Below are 21,867 nucleotides of genomic sequence, written 5' to 3'. Positions count from 1 at the left end.
CGTACCGTGTTCAGGACCGGGTGGCGGTCCCGCAGGTCGTGTCGTGGCCGTGGGGACGGCCGGTGCCGACCGCCTTGCTCCGGTCGTACGGGTCGAGGGTCGGGCCGCCGCTCGGGCCCGCGCCGCCGGTGCCGAAGTCGGGGGTGAAGTAGCCGGTGTAGGCGGTGCCGCAGCCGCCGTTCGTGGTGTCCGACTTGTAGGACAGCAGCGAGAAGGTCCCGGACACGGTGTTCACCTTCGCCGGGTCGTCCCAGCTCATGACGATCTCGCGGCGCACGATGGTCCGTACGACGTCGTCGCTGCCGGCCTTGGCGGACACGACCGGGTACACGAACGTGACGTCGGCGGTCACCTCGACCGCGCCGCGCTCGCCCTCCCGGTAGGTGATGCGTCCCCGGGTCCTGACGTCGTGTCCGACGAGCCGGACCTTCGCCGGGTCGAACCGGCTGAACAGCAGCAGGGGGTCGTTCTTGCGGCTGGGCGCGCGGAACGCGGCGGCCAGCTGGTCCTGGACGTCCCGCTGGCGCGGGTTGATCAGCGCGATCGCCTGCTTCGGGCGGTCCCCGCGCAGCACACCGGGGTCCAGGTCGGCCTCGGCGAGGAAGTCCCGGCTCCGGGCGAGGGCCTGCGCGACCTGTGCCTTGCTCATCCAGCCGGTCGCCTTCGCGGCGGGCATTCCGATCCCGGCCGTGCCGTTCGCCCACCGGGCGGCGGGCGAGCCCCGGAACGGCTGGGCGAGGGTGGGCGGTTGACCGGCGCCGTCGCTCGGCGGCGCCTGGTCCGGCTGCTTCGACTCCGCGGCGAGCGGCGCGCCCCCACCGCCTCCGTCTCCGCCCCCGAACCACCCGGTCACGCGCCCCGGGTTCAGCGCCACGACCAGCAGGCCGGCGGCGACCACCAGACCGACGACGTACCGCGCCTTGCCCGCGCGCCGCCGGGGCGGTTCATGGGCGCGCCACGCATCCGGCCGGCCGGGCTCCTCGCGCAGCCGGCGCGCCACCATCCGGGCCCGTGCCGACGGCTCCTTGGGGGCGCCCTCGACTCCGGCCTCGGACTCCCGCAGGAACCGCTCCCACTCCTCGTCCGATATGGACCCACCCTTGCCCACGCCGCGCTCCCGCCCCTTCCGCGCACCTGCCCGGCCCCTCCCCAGGGCCGGCCGCACGCGGCATCATCACACAGCCGGGCCCGGCCGTGGCTCCCGGCCCGGCCCCTGTCTCACGGCACGAGCACGATCTTCCCGACGGTGCGCCTCTCCTCGATCGCGCGGTGGGCCGCGGCGGCCTCGGACAGCGGGTAGGTCCGCTGGAGGAGGACCCGCAGCCGGCCCGCCTCGACGCGTTCGGTGATGCGGCGCAGCGTCTCCCCCGAGGGCTCGGCGGCGACCCAGACGTAGCGCAGCCCGCGCGCCGCGGCCTCCCGCTCGTCCGTGCCCGGGTCGATCGACGCGCCGATGAGCAGCCCGCCGGGCCGCAGCACATCGAGGGAGCGCGGCCCGTAGGCGCCGCCGACCAGGTCCAGCACGACGTCCACCGGAGCCACGGCGGTCCGGAATTCGGCGGCGGTGTGGTCGATCGGCTCGTCGGCGCCCAGCTCGCGCAGCAGACCGTGGTTGGCGGCGCGCGCGGTGCCGATGACGTACGCGCCGAGCCCCTTGGCCAGCTGCACCGCGACATGCCCGACGCCGCCCGCCGCCGCATGGATCAGCACCCGGTCGCCCGGCCGTACCCGGGCGAGCACGGCCAGCGCCTGCCAGGCGGTGAACGCCACCAGGGGTGCGGCCCCCGCGTGCACCAGGTCGAGGTTCGCCGGTGCGGGGGCGAGCGCGCCGGCCGGTGCGGTGGCGAACTCGGCGTACGCGCCGCGCCGGCCGACCGGGAGCATGCCGTACACCGTGTCGCCCGGCGCGAACCCGGTCACGCCCTCGCCGAGCCGCTCGACCACACCGGACACGTCGGTGCCCGGTGTCCACGGCAGCTCCACCAGCCCCGGTACGCGTCCGGCGCGGATGACCGCGTCCCCCGGGTTCACCCCGGCCCCGGCGACCCGCAGCAGCACCTGGCCGGGGCCGGGCTCGGGCACGTCGGTCTCCGTGTGGGTGAGCACCTCGGGACCACCGAAGGCGGACTGGACGATGGCGTGCATACGGCGGCCGGGCATGGGAACTCCTCGCGCGGAAACGGAAGTTGGCGCGGTCCCGTGATGCGCTTCGCCGAACCGCGCCGCCTGGACGGCGGCGCTCCGGGGGCGCTCACCCGGACGCCGCGCGTCCTGGCGCGCGCGGGCCTGCCGCACTCACAGGTCGTCGCGGTGGACCTGGCGGCGGACCACCCGCCAGTCGCCGTCCACCCGGGTGAGGACGTCCTCGCACAGCGTGCTGCAGTAGATCACCGGCTTCTCGCCGCGCCGGGTCTCCAGCACCATGACGTACGACCGGGTGTGGACCCGGTCGCCGTCCGGGCCCGTCGCATGGTCGGCCGCCAGCATCGTCATGACATGACGGCGGACGATCCCGGCCTCGGCCTGCGCGGCGAAGGCGCGTTCGCAGTGCGCGGCGATCGCGGCCCGGCCGGTGAGGGGTTCGGGGAACGCGTTGGTGGCGAAGACGCCGTCCTCCGTGAAGCTGCCCGCCCACGCCGGCACGTCGAGGTCGTCCGTGGACTGCATCTGACGGGCGTAGAAGTGCTGGAGATCCTGGTAGACCTCCGTGCTGACCGGTACGGGTGCCACTGCGGTCGCCTGGACCATGAGGGAGCCTCCTCGAGGCGGGAATCGGTGACTGGTGAGGTGCACCGGCAGGCTGGGTGCCCCGGCTCAAGGTCCGCTCCAGACCGGGTCAAAGGCGCCGTGTGCCCGTCTTGACCCGGTCTACAGCGGCCTTTGAGCCCGTCTCAGCAAGGTCGGCGCTCGTGCGGCACCGCCTGCGCGGGCCGCCGTCACCCGACTGCCGGAGACGAGGACGAGATGACCCGAACCGAGACGGCGCCGCTGACCGCCGAGACATCGCCACAGGCCCCCGCCCGCCCCCTGCGCTGGGCGGAGGGGCCGGTCGACGCGCTGCTCGCCCGGGCGGCACGCGCCCACCCGGCACGGGTGGCGGTCCGCAGCGGTGATGCGGAGATCTCCTACGCCGCGCTGGACGCGGCCGCGACGGACTGGGCCCGGACGCTGCACCGGGTGTTCGGCGAGCCGCCGGGCACGGTGGCCGTCGCCCAGGCGCTCGATCCGCGGTTCCCCGCCGTGTACTACGGGATCCTGCGGGCGGGCGGTACGGCCGCCGTGGTCAATCCGCTGCTGCCCGCGCCCGTCCTGGCGCACGTGCTGAGGCTGTCGAAGGCCCGTCTGGCGGTCGTGCCGCCCGAGGTGCGGGAGCGGCTGCTGCCGCTGCTGGACACGCTTCCGGACCTGCGGCGGGTGCTGGTCCTCGGGGAGGACCTGCCGGACGGTTCCGGTGACGGGGACTGGCACCCGGCGGCCCCGGCCGAGGAGGAGGGGGCCGTGATCCTGTTCACCAGCGGTTCCACGGGGGTGCCCAAGGCCGTCCGGCTGAGCCACCGCAACGTCAAGGTGAACGCGGCCCAGATGGCGGCGGCGCACCGCGTCGACTCCTCTTCGACGGTCCTGCTCCACCTGCCGATCTACCACCCCATGCACATGAACACGGCGGTCTCCGTCGCGGCGACGCAGGTCCTGTGCGCGAGTACGCGCCCGTCCGAGGCGATCGAGCTGGCCAACCGCACCGCCGCGACCCACTACTACACGTTCCCGGTACGCCTGCTGCAGCTCGCGGCCGACCCCGCGCTGCCCGGCCTGCACCTGGACACGGTCACCCTGATGGCGTCCGGGGGCACCGCCGTTCCCCCGCGCGTCGTGCGCGCCCTGGCGGACACCTTCGGTCTGCCGCTGCTCCAGGGCTACGGCATGTGCGAGACCTCGTCGCTGGCGTCCTCGGACGACCCCGACGCGCCCCGGGCCGGTTCCGTGGGGCTGCCCCTGGACGGCACCCGGATCCGGATCGTGGACCCCGAGTCCGCGCAGGTCCTGCCGGCGTACGGCGTCGGGGAGGTCCAGATCCACGGGCCGCATGTGATGCAGGGGTACCTGGGCCACTCCGGGCCCTCCCCGGTGGACGAGGACGGCTGGCTCGCCACGGGGGACATGGGGCATCTGGACGACGACGGCTACCTCTTCCTGTTCGACCGGGTCAAGGACTGCTTCCGGTGCGGGGGCGAGCTGGTGTCGCCGACCGCGGTGGAGCGCAGGCTGGACGCCCACCCGGCGGTCCGGGGCTGTGCGGTCGTCGGGGTGCCCGATCCGGTGCTCGGCGCGTCCGCGGCGGCCTTCGTCGTGTTCGAGGACGGGGCCGGCGCGGACCCCGACGCGGTTCTGGACGCGGTGAACGCCGGCCTGACCGCCGGTCAGCGCATCCGCCGCCTGGAGGTCGTCTCCGGGATACCGCGGCTCGCCACCGGCAAGGTGGCCCGCGACGAGCTCAGGGGCCGACTTGTCGGCGGCTGAGCCGCGGGGGCAGGCCGGGCCCGCGTGGGAGATCCGCGAGAACTGCGTCAACTGCGACGTGGCCCGCCAGCTGGCGCCGGAAACGGTCGTGGAGGCCGGCGCCCGCTCGGTTCTGCTCCGTCAGCCGGCCGACGAGGCGGAGGAACTGGCCCTGGCGCGGGCGGCGGTCGCCTGTCCGGTGCGGGCGATCCGGCGCGGCCCCGGCGGGATCCCGGCGGCCCCCTTTCCGATGCGCCTGGACGGCGAGGTCCATCTGTGCGGGCACAACTCGGCCCGGACCTTCGGGGCCAACGCCTACCTGGTGCGCCGCCCGGAGGGCAATCTGCTGGTGGACACGCCGCGCTGGTCACCGGCCGTCGCCGCCTCGTACGAGGAGCTGGGCGGCATCGCGCACATCCTGCTGACCCACCGCGACCACACCGCCCACGCCCGGCGGTTCGCCCGGCACTTCGGCGCCCGGGTGTGGATCCACGAGGGCGACCGGGACGCCGCGCCGTACGCCGACATGGTGCTGCGCGGCCGGGAGCCGGTCGACGTGCTGCCGGGGGTGACCGCGCGACCCGTACCCGGCCACACCCGGGGCAGCGTGGTGTACGTCGTGGACGAGCGGTACTGCTTCACCGGTGACACCCTCTACTGGTCGCGGACCGCGCAGGATCTCGAGGTGTTCGAGACGGTGGTCTGGTACTCGCGTGCGGAGCTGGCCGAGTCGCTGCTGCGGCTGGCCGAGCAGGCCCGCTTCAGCTGGGTGCTGCCCGGCCACGGCGACCGCTGTCACCGGCCGGCCGGGGAACTGCACGAACGGCTGCTGGGTCTGGTCGCGCGGATGCGGGGCAGGCCGCCGCAGCCGCTCGACATCGGTGCCGTCGAGTGGTGAGCGGCCCGGGACCGGCCGGGTTCAGCCCTTCGCGCGCCACTGGGCGTCGAACCCGCGGATGACGTCGTCGAGCATGCTCTGCAGGCTCTCCAGTTCGTCCCGCCCCAGGCAGGAGAGCGCCTGCCGGATGTTGTGGATCTGCAGCGGCAGCGCCTTGTCCAGGGTGGCGCTGCCGTGCTGCGTGAGCGCCGCGTAGACGGCTCGCTTGTCCTCCTGGGGCGTCTCCCGGCGTACCAGCCCGGCGAGTTCCATGCGGTCGACGAGTTTGGTCACGCTCGCCTTGGAGACGACCAGGTCGCGGCTGAGCTGCAGCAGGCGCATCCGTTGGCCCTCCGCGTTGTTGAGCCGGGCCAGCACCTCGAACCAGGCGAGGGAGATGCCGTGTTCCTGGGTCAGTGAGCGGTCGAGCGCCTTGGAGACATGGCCGTAGGTGTGCGCCAGGGAGATCCATGCCCGGAACTCCGGCCCGGCGGTTCCGGTCGCGGCGGGGGCCTCATCGGGCGTGACACCCGCTTCAGTTGACATGCTAACTCGCTCCTGTCTACCCTGACGGTGTCGCAGTTTCCAGGCTAACTGTTTCACGCCCCACCGCATTTGTCACGCCCGGTGCGGCGCTCTCCGGAAGTGCGCAAGGTCGCGAGAACGGCCCTTCCAGACACCTCACATCAATCCGCAGTCCATTCGAAATCCAAAGGAGTCGGAGATGGACAGCACCACCTCTCCGGATGCGTCCGAGGCCACGACCGGTCATTTCGGCCGCACCATGACCGTGACCGCCGTCGCCACTTTCATGGTGTCCCTCGACCAACTCGTCGTCACGACCGCGCTGACGAAGATCCGGGAGCATCTGCACACCGGTCTCGAAGGCCTGGAGTGGACGGTCAACGCCTACACCCTCACCTTCGCCGTCTTCCTGCTCACGGCCTCCGCGCTGGCCGAGCGCTTCGGGCGCCGCCGGCTCTTCATCGCGGGCCTCACCCTGTTCACCGGGGCGTCGGCGATGGCCGCGCTCGCCCCGGGCATCGGCGTGCTCATCGCGGCCCGCGCGATCCAGGGCCTCGGCTCGGCCATCGTGCTGCCGCTGACCCTGACCCTGCTCTCCGCCGCGGTCCCGCCGAGCAAGCGAGGCGCGGCGCTCGGCGTGTGGGGCGGAGTGGGCGGCCTGGGCGTCGCCCTGGGCCCGGTGATCGGCGGCTTCATCACCGAGAGCGCGTCCTGGCAGTGGATCTTCTGGCTGAACGTGCCGATCGGCGCGGTGCTCCTCGCCCTCTCCTGGAGCTGGCTGACGGAGAGCTTCGGGCCGGCGGCCAAGCTCGACCTGGTGGGTACCGTGCTCGCCTGCCTCGGTCTGCTCGGCGTCGTGGTGTCGATCATCCGGGGTGACGCGGAGGGCTGGACCAGCGCGCGGACCCTGAGTGAGGGCATCGGCGGCCTGGTGGTGCTGGCGGCGTTCGTCGCCTGGGAGCTGCGCACACCGCACCCGATGCTGCCCATGCGGCTCTTCGCCGGGCGCGCCTTCACCACGGTGAACCTGCTGTCGCTGTTCATGTTCTTCGGAATGTTCGGCTCGATCTTCCTGATCACCCAGTACCTGCAGGCCGCCCTCGGCTACTCGCCGTTCGCCGCGGGGCTGCGCTTCCTGGCCTGGACCGGGGTGGTGCTCATCGCGGCCCCGCTGGGCGGCGGCCTGTCCGACCGGATCGGCGGCAAGCCGATCATCGTGGCCGGTCTGGCCCTGCAGAGCGTGGGCCTGCTCTGGCTGGCCCTGTCCATCACGACCGGCAGTTCGTTCCTGTCCCTGGTGCCCGCCTTCGTCTGCAACGGCTTCGGCATGGGTCTGTACTTCGGCCCGGCGGGCAACGTCGTCATGGGCGCGGTGCGCCGCGAGGAGGAGGGCATCGCCTCCGGTGCCAACAACGCGATCCGTGAACTCGGCGGCGTGTTCGGGGTGGCCGTGCTCGCCGCGGTGTTCGCCGGGCACGGCGGCTACGACAGCCCGGCGCACTACATCCACGGCATGCACGTGGCGCTGTGGGTCGGCTTCACCTTCGTCGCCCTCGGTGCCGTCACCGCCCTGCTGATGCCCCGGCCGGTGCGGGCGGTGACCGCGCAGGGCGAGCCGGTCGCCGTCCCCGACGCGACGCGGCCCGCGGTCGCCGTCGGCGAGTAGCGCACCGCCTGCTGTGCCGGCCCGGGTCCGACGCCTTCCCCCGTCGTCGGGCCCGGGCCTTTTGCGACCGCGTCCCAGACCGAGGAAGAAAAGGGTGTTCACGTGATAGTTCTCGTCAATGTCTTCCAAGTCCACGGATCCGCCGAGGGATTCGAGCGCGCATTCACGAAGGTCTCCGAAATCATGCGGACGCAGCCCGGCTTTCTGCACCACAGGCTGCTCCGTTCCGAAGGCGCCGACTCGACCTATGTGAACGTCGCGGAGTGGCAGGACGAGCAGTCGCTGCGGGCCGCCCTGGCCCGCCGCGAGGTCGTCGCCCGCCTGCGCCCGCTGTCCGCGTTCGCGACCGGGCGGCCGACCGTCTGCCGTCCCGTGCTCGACGCGCCGCCGCTGGAGGTGTGAGATGCCGGTCGAACCCAGCAGCCCGGTGGCACCGGTGCACGAGGTCGAGGAGATCGAGGAGGGCGTCTACGCCTACCTCCAGCCGGACGGCGGCTGGTGCCTGAACAACGCCGGTGTCGTGCTGGCCCGCAGCGGGCCCGTGCTCGTGGACACCGCGGCGACCGAGGCGCGGGCCCGCCGGCTGCGCGACGTGGTCGAGCAGCTCAGCCCGGCCCCGGTCGACATCCTGGTCAACACCCACAGCCACGGCGACCACACCTTCGGCAACCATCTCTTCGGACAGGCCACCGTGGTCGCCCACCGCACGGCGGCCGACGAGATGGCCGAGCACGGACTGGCGCTCACGACGCTGTGGCCCGACGTGCGGTGGGGGCATGTGGAGGCGGGCGCTCCCGAGGTGGTGTTCGACGACCGTATGACCCTGCCGACGTCCGGGTTCCGGATCGAGCTGATCCACTTCGGTCCGGGACACACGGCGGGCGACGCGGTCGTCTGGCTTCCCGGGCCACGCGTGCTGTTCACCGGCGACCTGGTCTTCTCCGGCGCCACCCCGTTCACGCTCATGGGATCGGTCGCGGGATCCCTGCGCGTGCTCGACCGGTTGCGGGCCCTTCAGCCGCTGGTCGTGGTGCCGGGGCACGGACCGGTCGGCGGACCCGAACTGCTGGACGCGGACGCCGACTACCTGCGGTGGGTGCGCGCCGTGGCGCGCCGGGGCATCGCCGAGGGCCTGGATCCGCTGGCGCTCGCCCGGGCCACGGACCTGGGACGGTACGCCCGACTCGCCGACAGCGAACGCCTGGTGGTCAACCTGCACCGGGCGTACGCGGAGGAGCGCGGTGCCGAGCCGGCCGCACGGCTGGACGTGCCGGCCGTCTTCGGGGAGATGGTCGACTTCTGCGGCGCCCCTCCGCACTGCGCCGCGTGACCGCGTCCCTCCGCACCGCGCCGGATGACCGCGTCCCTGTGCGCCGTGCCGGATGACCGCGTCCGTTTGCGCCGTGCCGCGTGACCGCGTCCCTGTGCGCCGTGCCGCGTGACCGCCCGTCGCCACCCCGAAGACAAGGAGCCGCCTTGTGCCCGCAAGCCCCGCACCCGTCCCGGCACCGACCCCGGCACCGAGCCCGGCACCGCGTGGCCGCCGCCGGGAAGCAGAACGCAACGACGAACGTCTGCTCCGCGCCGCGCACCAGGCGCTCGCGGAGGTCGGCTGGACGGTCTCCGTGACCGAGATCGCCCGCCGGGCCGGAATCGGCATGGGCAGTTTCTACCGCCGGTACCGGGGGAAAGTGGCGCTGGCCCAGCATGTGCGGGTCGTCAGCATGGACCGGCTCACCGAGGCCGCCCGCGCGGCAGCCGACGAGGACAACGGCTGGGACGCGCTGGTCCGTTTCCTGTGCGACGCCGTCAGCGCTCCGACCTGCAGCCTGCTGCCCCTGATCGGCGGCATCCTGCCCGGCACACCGGAGGTCGAGGAGGCCTCGGCCCGGCTGCACACCGCGATCGACGCCCTCCTGGAACGCGCCCGGTCCGAAGGAGCGCTCCGGCAGGACGTCGGCGCTGCCGATCTGGTCCTGCTTCTGGTGCACCTCAGGACACGCATCCCCGGCCGGCCCGAGCGCGTCCGGCAACTGCGGCTGCGCTACCTCCACATGACCCTGGAGGGGATGCGCCGCGCCGCGTCCCCGGAACCCCCGGAGCTGCCCCAGCCGTGCCCCGACTGGCAGGAGCTGCATCTGCTCTGGGACAAGCCGCCGGTCACCCGGTCATGCCCGGACGAGAGGACCGACGAGCGACGATGACCTGCCTCACCGCCCCGCGCGCTTTCACCGCCGCCCTGGTGCTGGCCCAGACCCTGGCCGTCCTCTACACGACCGGGTTCGTCTGGACCCTGCAGCTGATGGACTACCCCATGGTGGCCAGGCTCCGCGAGGGCGCGTCGGAGTCGTACATGGCCGCGCACAACCAGATGTTCTGGCGGGTCCTCGCCCCCGGCCTGCTGGTGGCCGGCGTGACGTCGGTGGCGCTCCTGGTGGCCAGGGGCGCGGCGGTCCCGCTCTGGGCGGCGGTGCTGTCGGTGGTGCTGCTGGCCGCGATCATGGCGCTCTCCGGTGCCGTGGCCACGCCCGACCGGGTCGCGCTCGCCCGGCACTTCTCGGCGCCCGTCCACACCCATCTGCTGCGCGTGAGCTGGGTCCGTACGACGGCCTTCAGCGCCTGGAGCGCCCTGGACGGCTGGCTGGTCTGGCGGCTCGTGCGCTGACCGAAACCGACCCACCCGCATTCCCGTGGCCTGCGACGCGGAACGCTGCGTTGCAGGCCACAGGTATGTCGGGACTTCCGCAACCTTGTCCCAGGGGTGCCGGCGTACTCCTTGGCCGTGGCCACGCCGACCGGGTCGCGCTCGCCCGGCACTTCTCGGTGCCCGGCTGACCGAAACCGGTCCACCCGCACTGCCGTGGCCTGCGACGCGGAACGTTCCGTCGCAGGCCACAGGCATGTCCTGGGGACTTCCGCAAGCCTCGTCCAGTGGTGCTGCCGTACTCCTTGGCTGGATCTATAGCGGACCTTGAGGCCGCGCCGAGAGCGTGTGCTCACGCCGGTGCGGCCCTCCCGCCGACGGCGGCTCCACGATCTGAGTCCCTGTGCGCTCCGGCCGGCGTCGATGCGGCCGTGATGCGAGGGGACGGCCCTCTCACGGAAAGGCAGCCGACATGTCAGCGACGGACCCTGCCGCGGACTCCCGCCGCGCGGCGGAGCCGGGGCGCCGGCCCACAGCCCCCCGCCGGGTGGTCATCACCGGCATCGGAGTGGTGGCACCCGGCGGCACGGGCACCAAGGCCTTCTGGGACCTCATCACGTCGGGACGCACCGCGACCGGACGCATCTCCTTCTTCGACCCGTCCCCGTACCGCTCGCAGATCGCGGCCGAGTGCGACTTCGACCCGGCGCTCCACGGGCTGACGCCGCGCGAGATCCGCCGCATGGACCGGGCGACCCAGTTCGCGGTCGTCGGTGCCGGCGAGGCCGTGCGCGACAGCGGCCTCGACTTCCAGGCCCCCGACCCGGCGCGGATCGGCGTCACCATCGGCAGCGCGGTCGGCGCGACCATGGGGCTGGAGGAGGAGTACGTCGTCCTCAGCGACAGCGGGCGCAAGTGGCTCGTCGACGCCGAGTACGGGGTGCCGCACCTGTACGGGCACTTCGTGCCGAGCAGCATCGCCGCCGAGGTCGCCTGGACCGTGGGCGCCGAAGGCCCCGCCGCGGTGGTCTCGGCCGGCTGCACCTCCGGCCTCGACTCGGTCGGCTACGCCCGCGAGCTGATCGCCGAGGGCAGCGCGGACATCATGGTCGCCGGTGCCACCGACGCCCCGATCTCCCCGATCGCGGTCGCCTGCTTCGACGCCATCAAGGCGACCTCGCCGCGCAACGACGACCCGGAGCACGCCTCCCGGCCGTTCGACAGGAGCCGCAACGGCTTCGTGCTGGGCGAGGGCGCGGCGGTGTTCGTCCTGGAGGAGTACGAGCACGCCCGGCGGCGCGGTGCGCACATCTACGCCGAGATCGCGGGCTTCGCGTCCCGGTGCAACGCCTTCCACATGACCGGACTGCGGCCGGACGGCCGGGAGATGGCGGTGGCCATCGAGACCGCGCTGGCCGAGGCCCGGATGAACCCGCAGGACGTGCAGTACATCAACGCGCACGGCTCCGGCACCAAGCAGAACGACCGCCACGAGACCGCCGCGTTCAAGCGCAGCCTCGGACAGCACGCGTACGACGTGCCGGTCAGCTCGATCAAGTCGATGATCGGCCACTCGCTCGGGGCGATCGGATCCATCGAGATCGCCGCCTGCGCGCTGACGATCGAGCACGGAGTGGTGCCGCCCACCGCGAACCTGCACACCCCCGACCCGGAGTGCGACCTCGACTACGTCCCGCACACCGCCCGCGAACAGCGGGTCGACACGGCGCTCACCGTCGGCAGCGGCTTCGGCGGGTTCCAGAGCGCCATGGTGCTGACCCGGCCCTCGGAGAGGAAGACGGCATGACCGAGTCCATCGCGGTGACCGGCATCGGCGTGGTCGCGCCGAACGGCCTGGGCACCGAGGAGTACTGGGCCGCGACCCAGAAGGGCATCAGCGGCATCGACCGGATCAGCCGGTACGACCCAGGCTGCTACCCGACGCAGCTCGCCGGCGAGGTGACGGACTTCGTCGCCGGGGAGCACCTGGCGAGCCGGCTGCTGCCGCAGACCGACCGGATGACGCAGATGGCCCTCGTGGCCTCCGACTGGGCGCTGGCCGACGCGGACCTGGACCCCGCGTCCGTGCCGGAGTTCGACATGGGCGTGGTGACGGCCAGCGCCTCCGGCGGCTTCGAGTTCGCCCAGCACGAACTGCAGAAGCTGTGGAGCAAGGGTCCCGAGTACGTCAGCGCCTACCAGTCCTTCGCCTGGTTCTACGCCGTCAACACCGGTCAGATCTCCATCCGCCACGGCATGCGCGGTCCCAGCGGCGTACTGGTCACCGACCAGGCGGGCGGGCTGGACGCGCTCGGCCACGCCCGCCGGCACCTGCGCAAGGGCACCGGCGTGGTCGTCTCCGGCGGGGTCGACGCCTCCCTGTCGCCGTGGGGCCTGGTCTCCCAGCTGACCACCGGACGCCTGAGCCCGACCCGCGACCCCGAGCGTGCCTACGCGCCGTTCGACGTCTCCGCGGACGGACACCTGCCCGGTGAGGGCGGCGCGATCCTGGTCCTGGAGCGCGCGTCCCACGCCCGGGAACGGGGCGCGCGCAGCTACGGCACCATCGCCGGCTACGGCGCGACGTTCGACCCCAGGCCCGGCTCCGGCCGTGAACCGGGACTGCGCCGTGCCGTCGAGACGGCCCTCGCCGACGCCCGGGTGGCCCCGGAGGCCATCGACGTGGTCTTCGCGGACGCCGCCGGACTGCCCGATCCGGACCGGGCGGAGGCAGCGGCGCTGAGCGCGGTGTTCGGCCCGTACGCGGTGCCGGTCACCGCCCCGAAGACGATGACCGGCCGCCTCTACTCGGGCGCGGCGTCGCTGGACGCGGCGACCGCCCTGCTCGCCATGCGGGACGGCGTCGTACCGCCCACGCTGCGCGTCACCGAGCAGGCGGCGGACTGTGCGATCGACCTGGTCCGGGACGCCGCCCGCGAGATGACGGTGCGGCACGCGCTGGTGCTCGCCCGTGGCCACGGCGGCTTCAACGCCGCCATGGTGCTGCGCGCCCCGACCGCCGACTGACCTGCCGCACAAGCAATCTGACGAACAGTCACCCGTCCGATCACCCGTACCACTTCGTGGCCCACCGAAACGAGGACACCGACCATGACCGCTCGTGAACTGACCCTCGACGACCTGACCCGCATCCTGCGCGAGAGCGCCGGTGAGGACGAGGGCGTCGACCTCGACGGCGACATTCTCGACACCCTCTTCGCCGACCTCGGCTACGACTCCCTGGCCCTGCTGGAAGCCTCCAGCCGGATCGAGCGCGAGTTCGGCGTGAAGCTCTCCGACGACGCGGTGAGCGAGGCGGAGACCCCGCGGCTGCTGCTGGCGGCCGCCAACGGGGCCCTCCCGCCGGCCGCCCGGGCCGCATGAGCCTCGTCGGCCCTCACCGACCTCATCGCCCGGCACCGGCCCGCATCGCCCGGCACCGACCCTCATCGACGTGAGAAGAGAGAGCACAGCATGGCCAACGACACGGCCACCACGGTCATCGTGACCGGTGGCACCAGCGGAATCGGACTCGCGATCACGGAGAGCCTGGCCACCGCCGGTGCCAGGGTCTTCATCTGCGCCCGCAACGGCGAGGACCTGGACGTCACCGTCAAGGGCCTGCGCGAGCGGGGCCTGGAGGTGGACGGCAGGACCTGTGACGTCCGCTCGCGGGACGAGGTGCGCGCCTTCGTCGAGGCGGCGGTGGAGCGCTACGGCACCGTCGACACCCTCGTCAACAACGCGGGGCGCAGCGGCGGCGGCGTCACCGCCGACCTCGACGACGACACCTGGTACGACGTCATGGACACCAACCTCAACAGCGTCTTCCTCATGACCCGGGAGGTGCTCACCACGGGCGGCATGCGCGACAAGGAGCGGGGCCGCATCGTCAACATCGCCTCGACCGGCGGCAAGCAGGGCGTGGTGCTCGGGGCGCCCTACTCGGCGTCCAAGCACGGCGTCATCGGATTCACCAAGGCGCTGGGCCTCGAACTCGCCAAGTCCGGGATCACGGTGAACGCGGTCTGCCCCGGCTATGTCGAGACGCCCATGGCGCAGCAGGTGCGGGCCAACTACGCGCGCATCTGGGACACCGAGGAGGAGGCGGTCCTGGAACGGTTCGAGACCAAGATCCCGCTGGGGCGGTACTCCACCCCGCAGGAGGTGGCCGGCCTGGTCGGCTATCTGCTCTCGGACCTCGCGGCCTCGATCACCGCCCAGGCGCTCAACGTGTGCGGCGGGCTCGGCAACTACTGATGCGCAGCGACGTGTACGCAGACCCGACGACAGGGAGCAACGTGCGATGACCGACGTTCGGCACACCATCACCACCACAGCGGCACCGCGGACCGTCTACGCCCTGCTGGCCGATGCCGCGTCCTGGCCGGTGAACTTCTCCCCGACCGTGCACGTGGAGCACCTGCAGCGGCCGGACGGCGACGGCGGGACCGAGCGCATCCGCATCTGGGCGCTCGCCGGGGACACCGTCAAGGCGTGGACCTCCCGCCGGGAACTGGACCCCGGCACGCTGCGCATCACCTTCCGGCAGGAGGTGTCCCAGCCGCCCGTCGCGTCGATGTCCGGGGCCTGGACGCTCGAGGCGCTCCCGGACGGCGGCACCCGGATCGTCCTCGACCACGGCTACCGGGCGGTCGACGACGATCCGGCCGCCCTGGCCTGGATCGCGGACGTGACGGACCGCAACAGCCGTGCCGAGCTGGCGAACCTGAAGGCGCTCGCCGAGCGGGCCGCCACCGGGCCGGCGAACCGGCTGACCTTCGACGACACCATCCTGGTGGAGGGCGGCCGCCCGCAGGACGCGTACGCCTTCCTCCACGAGGCGTCGCGGTGGCCGGACCGGCTGCCCCACGTGTCCCGGATGGAGCTCGTGGAGGACGAACCGGGCGTCCAGGTCATGGAGATGGACTCCATCACCCGCACCGGTGACCGGCACACCACCAGGTCCGTACGGATCTGCTTCGCCGGCGAACGCATCGTCTACAAGCAGACGGTGCTGCCGCCGCTGCTCGCCGCCCACACCGGTGAGTGGCGGGTGGCGGCCGTCGACGGCGGCATCACCCTCACCTCGCGGCACACCGTGGTGATCAACCCCGAGGCGGTGGCGGGCGTGCTCGGCGACACCGCGACGGTGGCCGACGCCCTGGAGTTCGCCCGTACGGCGCTTACCGGCAACAGCCGCATCACCCTGGAACACGCCCGGTCGTTCGCACAGGGCGACCCGGCCCTCGTCTCCGGCGGCTGACACCGCATGGAGGCCGCCGTCGCCGTCCGCTGGGCGTATGCGGAGGCGGACCCGCGCACCCGGGCCAGGGAACTCCTCAGGAGCGTCGCCGCCGAGGTGTGCGCCGCCCGGCCGGCCGACGTCGTGCTCGGCCGGGCGGCGTCGGGGCGGCCCGAACTGTCCGGCGCCGCCGCCGGACTGTGCGCCAGTGTGAGCCACACCCGGGGAGTCGTCGCCGTCGCGGTCACCAGGCCGCACACGGAGCTCTCCGGCATCGGGGTGGACGTGGAGGCGGTCCGCCCGCTCGACGCGGCGGGGCTCGCCACCCGCTGGTTCACCCCCGGCGAGGCGTCCTGGGTGCTGTCCCTGCCGCCCGCGCTGCGCCCGGTCGGTCTGCTGCACCTGTGGACGCGCAAGGAGTCGGCGGGCAAGGCGGCCGGCCGGGGACTGGCCGGCGGTGGGCTGCGCAGACCCGTGGGCAGCCCGCCGCCCGGCACCTTCCCCCGCACCTCCCGGCGGCTGACCCGGCTGCCCGGTGACACGGACCTCGCGGGCACCGTCCTGCCCGGCCCGCCCGGCTACGTGCTGTCCTGCGCCGGCCGTGGCCCCGCCGCCGGGACCGCGACCGCCGAGGTCACGCAAGACCGGCAACCCCGGTCCGCTCGCGGTCCGACGAGTCAACGCGACCCACGCAGAAAGGGCGAACACCATGCGAACCACTGACGACGCGATCTCCCACGAGCGGCTCGCCGAGCTGCGCGAGATCAAGGAGGCGGTCCGGCGGGGCCCGGACCCGGCCGCCACCGAACGCCAGCACGCCAAGGGCAAGCTCACCGCGTACGAGCGCATCGAACTCCTGCTGGACGAGGGATCGTTCACCGAGATCGAGGCGCTCCGCAGGCACCGCGCCACCGGTTTCGGCCTGGAGCAGCGGCGCCCCCGCACGGACGGGGTGGTGACGGGCTGGGGCACGGTGCACGGCCGTACGGTCTTCGTCTACGCCCACGACTTCCGGATCTTCGGCGGCGCCCTGGGCGAGGCCCACGCCGCCAAGATCCACAAGATCATGGACATGGCCCTCGCGGCCGGTGCGCCGCTGGTCTCCCTGAACGACGGGGCGGGTGCCCGCATCCAGGAGGGCGTCAGTGCCCTCGCCGGCTACGGCGGCATCTTCCAGCGCAACACCAGGGCGTCCGGGGTCATCCCGCAGATATCCGTGATGCTCGGCCCGTGCGCCGGCGGCGCGGCCTACAGCCCGGCCCTGACCGACTTCGTCTTCATGGTCCGGGACACCTCCCAGATGTTCATCACGGGACCCGACGTGGTGCGCGCGGTCACCGGCGAGGAGATCAGCCAGAACGGTCTCGGCGGCGCCGATGTGCACGCGGCCACCTCCGGGGTGGCGCACGCCGCGTACGACGACGAGGAGTCCTGCCTCGCGGACGTGCGCTTCCTGCTGTCGCTCCTGCCCGCCAACAACCGCGAACTCCCCCCGGCCGAGGCCTGCGCGGACCCCGTCGACCGGCGCACCGACGCCCTGCTCGACCTGGTGCCGCAGGATGCGGGGCGCGCCTACGACATGCGCGCGGTGATCGAGGAGATCGTCGACGACGGCGAGCTCTTCGAGGTGCACTCGGCGTGGTCCACCAACATCCTGTGCGCGCTCGCCCGGCTCGACGGCCAGGTCGTCGGGATCGTCGCCAACCAGCCGGCGTCGCTCGCGGGCGTCCTGGACATCGGGGCGTCGGAGAAGGGCGCCCGGTTCATCCAGCTGTGCGACGCGTTCAGCATCCCCCTGGTCTCCCTGGTCGACGTGCCCGGGTTCCTGCCCGGGGTGGGCCAGGAGCACGGCGGCGTCATCCGGCACGGCGCGAAGCTGCTGTACGCCTACTGCAACGCCACGGTCCCGCGGGTCCAGCTGATCCTGCGCAAGGCGTACGGCGGTGCGTACATCGTCATGGACTCCCGGTCCATCGGGGCGGACATCTCGCTGGCGTGGCCGTCGAACGAGATCGCGGTGATGGGCGCGGAGGGCGCGGCGAACGTGATCTTCCGCCGGGAGATCGCGGCGGCCCCCGATCCGGAGGCGTTGCGCCTGCAGAAGATCAAGGAGTACCGGACCGAGCTGATGCACCCCTACTACGCGGCCGAACGCGGCCTGGTGGACGACGTCATCGACCCGGGCGACACCAGGTCGTGCCTGATCCGCTCCCTCGCGATGCTGCGCAGCAAGCACGCCGACCTGCCGTCGCGCAAGCACGGCAACCCGCCGCTGTGACGCCCGGGCGGCCCGAACGGCCCGAACGGCCCGACGGCGTCCGGGTGCTCCACGGGAACCCGAGCCACGAGGACCTCGCCGTCCTCACGGTCGTGCTGAGCGCGGTACGGCGGCGCGCCGCGGAGGTACCCGCCGGGCCCGGCCCGTCGAGGGCCGGCTGGGGAAGGGCCGAGGAGGGCCCGTGCCGGTCGGCGGGCTCGTGGCGAGCCGGATCACGGGGATGGGCCGGATCACAGGGATGGGGGAGAGGGAACCGTCGTGCGTAAGGTGCTCATCGCCAATCGTGGCGAGATCGCGGTCCGCGTCGCCCGTGCGTGCCGGGACGCCGGAATCGCCAGTGTGGCGGTGTACGCGGAACCGGACCGGGACGCGCTGCACGTGCGCGCGGCCGACGAGGCGTTCGCCCTGGGCGGAGACACCCCGGCGGCGAGTTATCTGGACATGGCCAAAGTCCTGGCGGCGGCCGGGGAGTCGGGGGCCGACGCGGTCCACCCGGGGTACGGCTTCCTGTCCGAGAACGCGGACTTCGCGCAGGCCGTGCTGGACGCGGGGCTGACGTGGATCGGCCCGCCGCCGCGGGCGATCCGCGCCCTCGGGGACAAGGTCGCCGCCCGGCACATCGCACAGCGGGCGGGTGCGCCCCTGGTGGCGGGCACGGCGGATCCGGTGTCAGGAGCGGAGGAGGTGCTGGCCTTCGCGCGGGAGCACGGGCTGCCGATCGCCATCAAGGCCGCCTTCGGCGGGGGCGGCCGGGGCCTGAAGGTCGCCCGCACGCTGCGGGAGGTGCCGGAGCTGTACGAGTCGGCGGTGCGTGAGGCGGTGGCCGCGTTCGGGCGGGGCGAGTGCTTCGTGGAGCGGTACCTCGACCGGCCGCGGCATGTGGAGACCCAGTGCCTGGCCGACGCGTACGGCCATGTGGTCGTCGTCTCCACGCGGGACTGCTCGCTGCAGCGCCGCCACCAGAAGCTGGTGGAGGAGGCCCCCGCGCCCTTCCTGACGGCTGCGCAGAACGACCAACTGTACGCCGCCTCCAAGGCCATCCTGCGGGAGGCCGGGTATGTGGGCGCGGGCACCGTGGAGTTCCTGGTCGGGGCGGACGGGACGATCTCGTTCCTGGAGGTCAACACCCGGCTGCAGGTGGAGCATCCGGTGACCGAGGAGGTCACGGGCATCGATCTGGTCCGGGAGATGTTCCGCATCGCCGACGGCGAGGCCCTCGGGTACGACGATCCGCCGGTGCGCGGGCACGCCTTCGAGTTCCGGATCAACGGCGAGGATCCGGGGCGGGGCTTCCTGCCGGCGCCGGGGACCGTGACACGGTTCGTCGCCCCGTCCGGGCCGGGCGTACGGCTGGACGCGGGCGTGGAGTCCGGGAGCGTGATCGGTCCGGCGTGGGACTCGCTGCTGGCGAAGCTGATCGTGACGGGGGCCGACCGGGAGCAGGCCCTGCAGCGGGCGGCCCGGGCCCTGGGGGAGCTGCGGGTGGAGGGGATGGCCACGGCGGTTCCGTTCCACCGGGCGGTGGTGGCCGACGAGGCCTACACCAGCAGTCCCTTCCGGGTGCACACACGGTGGATCGAGACGGAGTTCGTCAACGCGATCCCCGCGTTCGCCGGCGCCGCGGCGGACCCCGGCCCAGAACCCGCCCGCGAGACCGTCGTCGTGGAGGTCGGTGGCCGGCGGGTGGAGGTGGCGCTGCCCGCTTCCCTGGGGACGGCCGCCCCGTCCTTGGCCGGTGCCGCCAGGCCCAGGCGGCGCACGGCGGGGGCGAACCGGGCCGCCGCGTCGGGTGACGCGCTGACCTCCCCGATGCAGGGCACGGTCGTCAAGGTCGCGGTCCAGGAGGGGCAGCCGGTGGCCGAGGGCGAGCTCGTCGTCGTCATGGAGGCGATGAAGATGGAACAGCCGCTCCATGCGCACCGCTCCGGCACGGTGAAGGGCCTGACGGCGGAAGTGGGCGCCTCGCTCTCCTCGGGCGCACTCATCTGCGAGATAAAGAGCTGAGTCGCCGGCGTGCGGTGGCGCACTCCGTATGCAGCATGCGGAGTGCGCCACTTCCACTTATGCCGCGGACCTGCGGCACGGATCCAGGTTCAGACCCTCGGTCGAGTGCAGCAGAGACGTATCTCCGGAGAGAATTCGCTGGTGGATTCTTGCGACGTGCGGAGACGGTTCTATTCCCAGTTCTTCCCTCAAGTTTTTGTGGAGTTTCCGGAATGTTTCGAGGGCCTGCGCCCTGCGTCCCGACCGGTACTGGGAAACCATGAGAAGGGAATGGGTTCGCTCATGCAACGGATCCTGAATTACCAGGCCGGAAAGTTCACCAATCAACTGGTGATGGCGGCCGAGGTGCAGATCGGCTTCGATGCGCTGTTCGACGGCGACGGTGCGGGATTCCTCCAGCGACGTGCGGTGGGCCAGGAGCTGCGGCCCGGTGCGCACGTCCGCCAGGGCGGGGCCGCGCCACAACTGCGCGGCGCGCTGGAAGGACATGGTCGCGCGGTGGTAGTCGCCGTCCGCCAGCTCCCGGCTCCCCCGGTCGGTGAGCTGTGCGAAGGAGTCCGCGTCGTGCGTCCCTTCGCCGGACGACAGCTGGTAGCCCCAGCCCGTGTACGGCAGTACGTGCTGGGCGACGTGCTCGGTCGACAGCTGCAGGGTCGCCGCGAGTGAACGCCTCAGCAGGACGATGTAGGTCTGTATGACGGTCACCGCACTGGCCGGCGGATCGTGTTCCCACAATTCGTCGACGAGTGCTTCCATCGGCACGACCTGACCGGTGCGAACGGCGAGGAGAGCGAGCAGCTGACGAGGTTTCGGTGCGGTCGGAGCAGCTTCACGTCCTGCCGATCTCACAGTGAGAGGCCCTAGTATCCCGATGTCCATTATCCCCCTTGATTGTACGCCCCAGGTACAGGCGTCGACATCGAAGAATGAGGGAGCCGGCTACGTTGACGTCCCCCCTGAGCATACTCTTGAACAATACGATAGTTAACCTGTCACCTGTCAAGGCGATTCGGACTGCTATCGCTCCGTTTCGCTCGCAAGTGGCGCTTGTCGCATTACTTTCCCTTGAGGGAAAGAATGCGATTACTGGGTAGTAATGAAGAGCGTACCCGAATCGGCCCAGGTCACCTCACCGGCTCGCCGACTCTCCGGCTCGCCGGGGGTTAGGATCCGGCCCATGGCGCTGACCGTGGACGACGTGGACCGGTTCGAGGCGTGCAGGCCCCGGCTGGAGGCGATCGCCTACCGGCTGCTGGGCTCCGCGAGCGAGGCCGAGGACGCCGTGCAGGAGACGTTCCTGCGCTGGCAGGGTGCCGACGTCGGGTGTATCGAGGTGCCCGAGGCCTGGCTGACGAAGGTGCTCACCAACCTGTGTCTCAACCAGCTCGCCTCGGCCCGCGCCCGGCGCGAGACGTATGTGGGCCAGTGGCTGCCCGAGCCGCTGCTCGCCGGGGACCCGATGCTCGGGCCGGCCGACACCGCGGAACAGCGCGAATCGGTGTCGTACGCGGTCCTCGCGCTGCTGGAGCGGCTGTCGCCCAACGAGCGGGCGGTGTACGTGCTGCGGGAGGCCTTCGGCTACCCGCACCGGGAGATCGCCGAGATCCTCGATCTGACCGAGGCCGCCAGCCAGCAGATCTTCCACCGGGCCAAGCGGCACGTCGCCGAGGGCAGGGCCCGCACCGAGGTCGACCAGGCCGCCGCCCGGCGGGTCGTGGAGGAGTTCCTCGCGGCCGCCACCAGCGGGAGGACCGAGCCGCTGGTCCGGCTGCTCACCCAGGACGCCGTCGCGATCGGCGACGGCGGCGGGAAGGTCCCGGCGCGCGCCAAGGCGTTCGAGGGCGCACGCGCGGTCGCGACGTTCATGCGGGGCCTGTTCAGGCCCAGCGAGGCCAAGCGCCGCCTGGTCGGCGGCCCGTCCGAGGTCTACGCCACGACCGCCAACGGCGGCCCCGCCCTCGTCGCGGTCGTGGCCGGCCGGCTCGTCGGCGTCATGTGCCTGGAGATCACCCCCGAGGGCATCGCCGCGTTCCGCAACCAGGTCAACCCCGACAAGCTGGAACGCGCGACGCGGCGCTGGGCGGCCGCCGACCACGGCGCACCCCTGCTCAGCGGCCTCTGATGCTCAGCG

At 72.6% G+C, this 21,867-nt stretch carries 22 protein-coding genes; 17 read left to right on the top strand and 5 right to left on the bottom strand.

All coding sequences use genetic code 11. The features are described from left to right. Positions 1-10 precede the first annotated feature (10 nt). From ABB07_RS18685 to ABB07_RS18675, 3 genes are all read right to left on the bottom strand, one after another. A complete protein-coding gene (locus ABB07_RS18685) occupies positions 11-1,108 on the bottom strand; it encodes a hypothetical protein (protein ID WP_208899774.1) in 1,098 nt (365 codons plus the stop codon). A 110-nt stretch (positions 1,109-1,218) separates the two neighbouring features. Continuing rightward, the gene (locus tag ABB07_RS18680) at positions 1,219-2,160 is read right to left on the bottom strand and encodes an NADP-dependent oxidoreductase (protein ID WP_244189421.1); all 942 of its coding nucleotides are present in this window, start codon (positions 2,158-2,160) and stop codon (positions 1,219-1,221) included. Positions 2,161-2,295: 135 nt separating this feature from the next. Beyond that, positions 2,296-2,748 carry a nuclear transport factor 2 family protein gene (locus ABB07_RS18675; protein ID WP_208899773.1) on the bottom strand — a complete coding sequence of 151 codons (453 nt, stop codon included), beginning with the start codon at positions 2,746-2,748 and terminating at the stop codon, positions 2,296-2,298. Between the two features lie 216 nt (positions 2,749-2,964). Between ABB07_RS18675 and ABB07_RS18670 the strand changes: the two genes are divergently transcribed. After that, a complete protein-coding gene (locus ABB07_RS18670) occupies positions 2,965-4,518 on the top strand; it encodes a class I adenylate-forming enzyme family protein (RefSeq protein ID WP_208899772.1) in 1,554 nt (517 codons plus the stop codon). After that, positions 4,505-5,395, top strand: coding sequence for an MBL fold metallo-hydrolase (locus ABB07_RS18665; RefSeq protein WP_208899771.1), 891 nt, complete (start codon positions 4,505-4,507; stop codon positions 5,393-5,395). The genes ABB07_RS18670 and ABB07_RS18665 overlap by 14 nt, the downstream gene beginning before the upstream one ends. 21 nt (positions 5,396-5,416) lie before the next feature. Here ABB07_RS18665 and ABB07_RS18660 read toward each other — a convergent pair whose 3' ends face one another. Beyond that, entirely contained in the window at positions 5,417-5,920 is a 504-nt protein-coding gene (locus tag ABB07_RS18660) for a MarR family winged helix-turn-helix transcriptional regulator (RefSeq protein ID WP_208899770.1), read from the bottom strand. Positions 5,921-6,098: 178 nt separating this feature from the next. Here ABB07_RS18660 and ABB07_RS18655 point away from each other — a divergent pair, with 178 nt between their 5' ends. The 14 genes from ABB07_RS18655 (at position 6,099) to ABB07_RS18590 (ending at position 19,736) form a co-directional block, all read left to right on the top strand. After that, positions 6,099-7,565: an MFS transporter gene (locus ABB07_RS18655; protein ID WP_244189420.1), complete on the top strand. Its 1,467-nt coding sequence runs from the start codon at positions 6,099-6,101 to the stop codon at positions 7,563-7,565. Between the two features lie 102 nt (positions 7,566-7,667). Beyond that, positions 7,668-7,967 (top strand): antibiotic biosynthesis monooxygenase family protein, encoded by a 300-nt coding sequence (locus ABB07_RS18650; protein WP_208899769.1) that lies wholly within the window; start codon positions 7,668-7,670, stop codon positions 7,965-7,967. 1 nt (position 7,968) lies between these two features. After that, positions 7,969-8,895: an MBL fold metallo-hydrolase gene (locus ABB07_RS18645; protein WP_208899768.1), complete on the top strand. Its 927-nt coding sequence runs from the start codon at positions 7,969-7,971 to the stop codon at positions 8,893-8,895. 148 nt (positions 8,896-9,043) lie between these two features. Beyond that, on the top strand, positions 9,044-9,769 hold the full coding sequence (locus ABB07_RS18640) for a TetR/AcrR family transcriptional regulator (RefSeq protein WP_208899767.1): 726 nt from the start codon (positions 9,044-9,046) through the stop codon (positions 9,767-9,769). After that, on the top strand, positions 9,766-10,230 hold the full coding sequence (locus tag ABB07_RS18635; protein ID WP_208899766.1) for a hypothetical protein: 465 nt from the start codon (positions 9,766-9,768) through the stop codon (positions 10,228-10,230). The genes ABB07_RS18640 and ABB07_RS18635 overlap by 4 nt, the downstream gene beginning before the upstream one ends. Positions 10,231-10,681: 451 nt before the next feature. Continuing rightward, entirely contained in the window at positions 10,682-12,016 is a 1,335-nt protein-coding gene (locus ABB07_RS18630; protein WP_208899765.1) for a beta-ketoacyl-[acyl-carrier-protein] synthase family protein, read from the top strand. Further along, positions 12,013-13,236 carry a ketosynthase chain-length factor gene (locus ABB07_RS18625; protein WP_208899764.1) on the top strand — a complete coding sequence of 408 codons (1,224 nt, stop codon included), beginning with the start codon at positions 12,013-12,015 and terminating at the stop codon, positions 13,234-13,236. The genes ABB07_RS18630 and ABB07_RS18625 overlap by 4 nt, the downstream gene beginning before the upstream one ends. Positions 13,237-13,320: 84 nt before the next feature. Then, the gene (locus ABB07_RS18620; RefSeq protein WP_208899763.1) at positions 13,321-13,593 is read left to right on the top strand and encodes an acyl carrier protein; all 273 of its coding nucleotides are present in this window, start codon (positions 13,321-13,323) and stop codon (positions 13,591-13,593) included. Between the two features lie 90 nt (positions 13,594-13,683). Then, positions 13,684-14,469 carry a 3-oxoacyl-ACP reductase FabG gene (gene fabG / locus ABB07_RS18615; RefSeq protein ID WP_208899762.1) on the top strand — a complete coding sequence of 262 codons (786 nt, stop codon included), beginning with the start codon at positions 13,684-13,686 and terminating at the stop codon, positions 14,467-14,469. A 46-nt stretch (positions 14,470-14,515) separates the two neighbouring features. Further along, positions 14,516-15,475, top strand: a complete 960-nt coding sequence (locus ABB07_RS18610; protein ID WP_208899761.1) for an aromatase/cyclase — start codon at positions 14,516-14,518, stop codon at positions 15,473-15,475. Positions 15,476-15,481: 6 nt separating this feature from the next. Continuing rightward, a complete protein-coding gene (locus ABB07_RS18605) occupies positions 15,482-16,177 on the top strand; it encodes a 4'-phosphopantetheinyl transferase family protein (protein ID WP_208899760.1) in 696 nt (231 codons plus the stop codon). Further along, the gene (locus ABB07_RS18600; protein WP_208899759.1) at positions 16,164-17,732 is read left to right on the top strand and encodes an acyl-CoA carboxylase subunit beta; all 1,569 of its coding nucleotides are present in this window, start codon (positions 16,164-16,166) and stop codon (positions 17,730-17,732) included. The genes ABB07_RS18605 and ABB07_RS18600 overlap by 14 nt, the downstream gene beginning before the upstream one ends. Continuing rightward, positions 17,651-17,998, top strand: a complete 348-nt coding sequence (locus ABB07_RS42000) for an acyl-CoA carboxylase epsilon subunit (protein ID WP_425264734.1) — start codon at positions 17,651-17,653, stop codon at positions 17,996-17,998. Before ABB07_RS18600 ends, ABB07_RS42000 begins: the two co-directional genes overlap by 82 nt. After that, a complete protein-coding gene (locus ABB07_RS18590) occupies positions 17,991-19,736 on the top strand; it encodes an acetyl/propionyl/methylcrotonyl-CoA carboxylase subunit alpha (RefSeq protein WP_208899757.1) in 1,746 nt (581 codons plus the stop codon). The genes ABB07_RS42000 and ABB07_RS18590 overlap by 8 nt, the downstream gene beginning before the upstream one ends. A 57-nt stretch (positions 19,737-19,793) precedes the next feature. Here ABB07_RS18590 and ABB07_RS18585 read toward each other — a convergent pair whose 3' ends face one another. Continuing rightward, the gene (locus ABB07_RS18585; RefSeq protein WP_208899756.1) at positions 19,794-20,615 is read right to left on the bottom strand and encodes an AfsR/SARP family transcriptional regulator; all 822 of its coding nucleotides are present in this window, start codon (positions 20,613-20,615) and stop codon (positions 19,794-19,796) included. 298 nt (positions 20,616-20,913) lie between these two features. Between ABB07_RS18585 and ABB07_RS18580 the strand changes: the two genes are divergently transcribed. After that, the gene (locus ABB07_RS18580) at positions 20,914-21,858 is read left to right on the top strand and encodes an RNA polymerase sigma-70 factor (protein ID WP_208899755.1); all 945 of its coding nucleotides are present in this window, start codon (positions 20,914-20,916) and stop codon (positions 21,856-21,858) included. Positions 21,859-21,867: the final 9 nt, after the last annotated feature.

This window comes from Streptomyces incarnatus (assembly GCF_001027185.1).
GTDB lineage: Bacteria > Actinomycetota > Actinomycetes > Streptomycetales > Streptomycetaceae > Streptomyces > Streptomyces puniciscabiei.
This window is presented reverse-complemented; position numbering and strand designations above follow the sequence as displayed.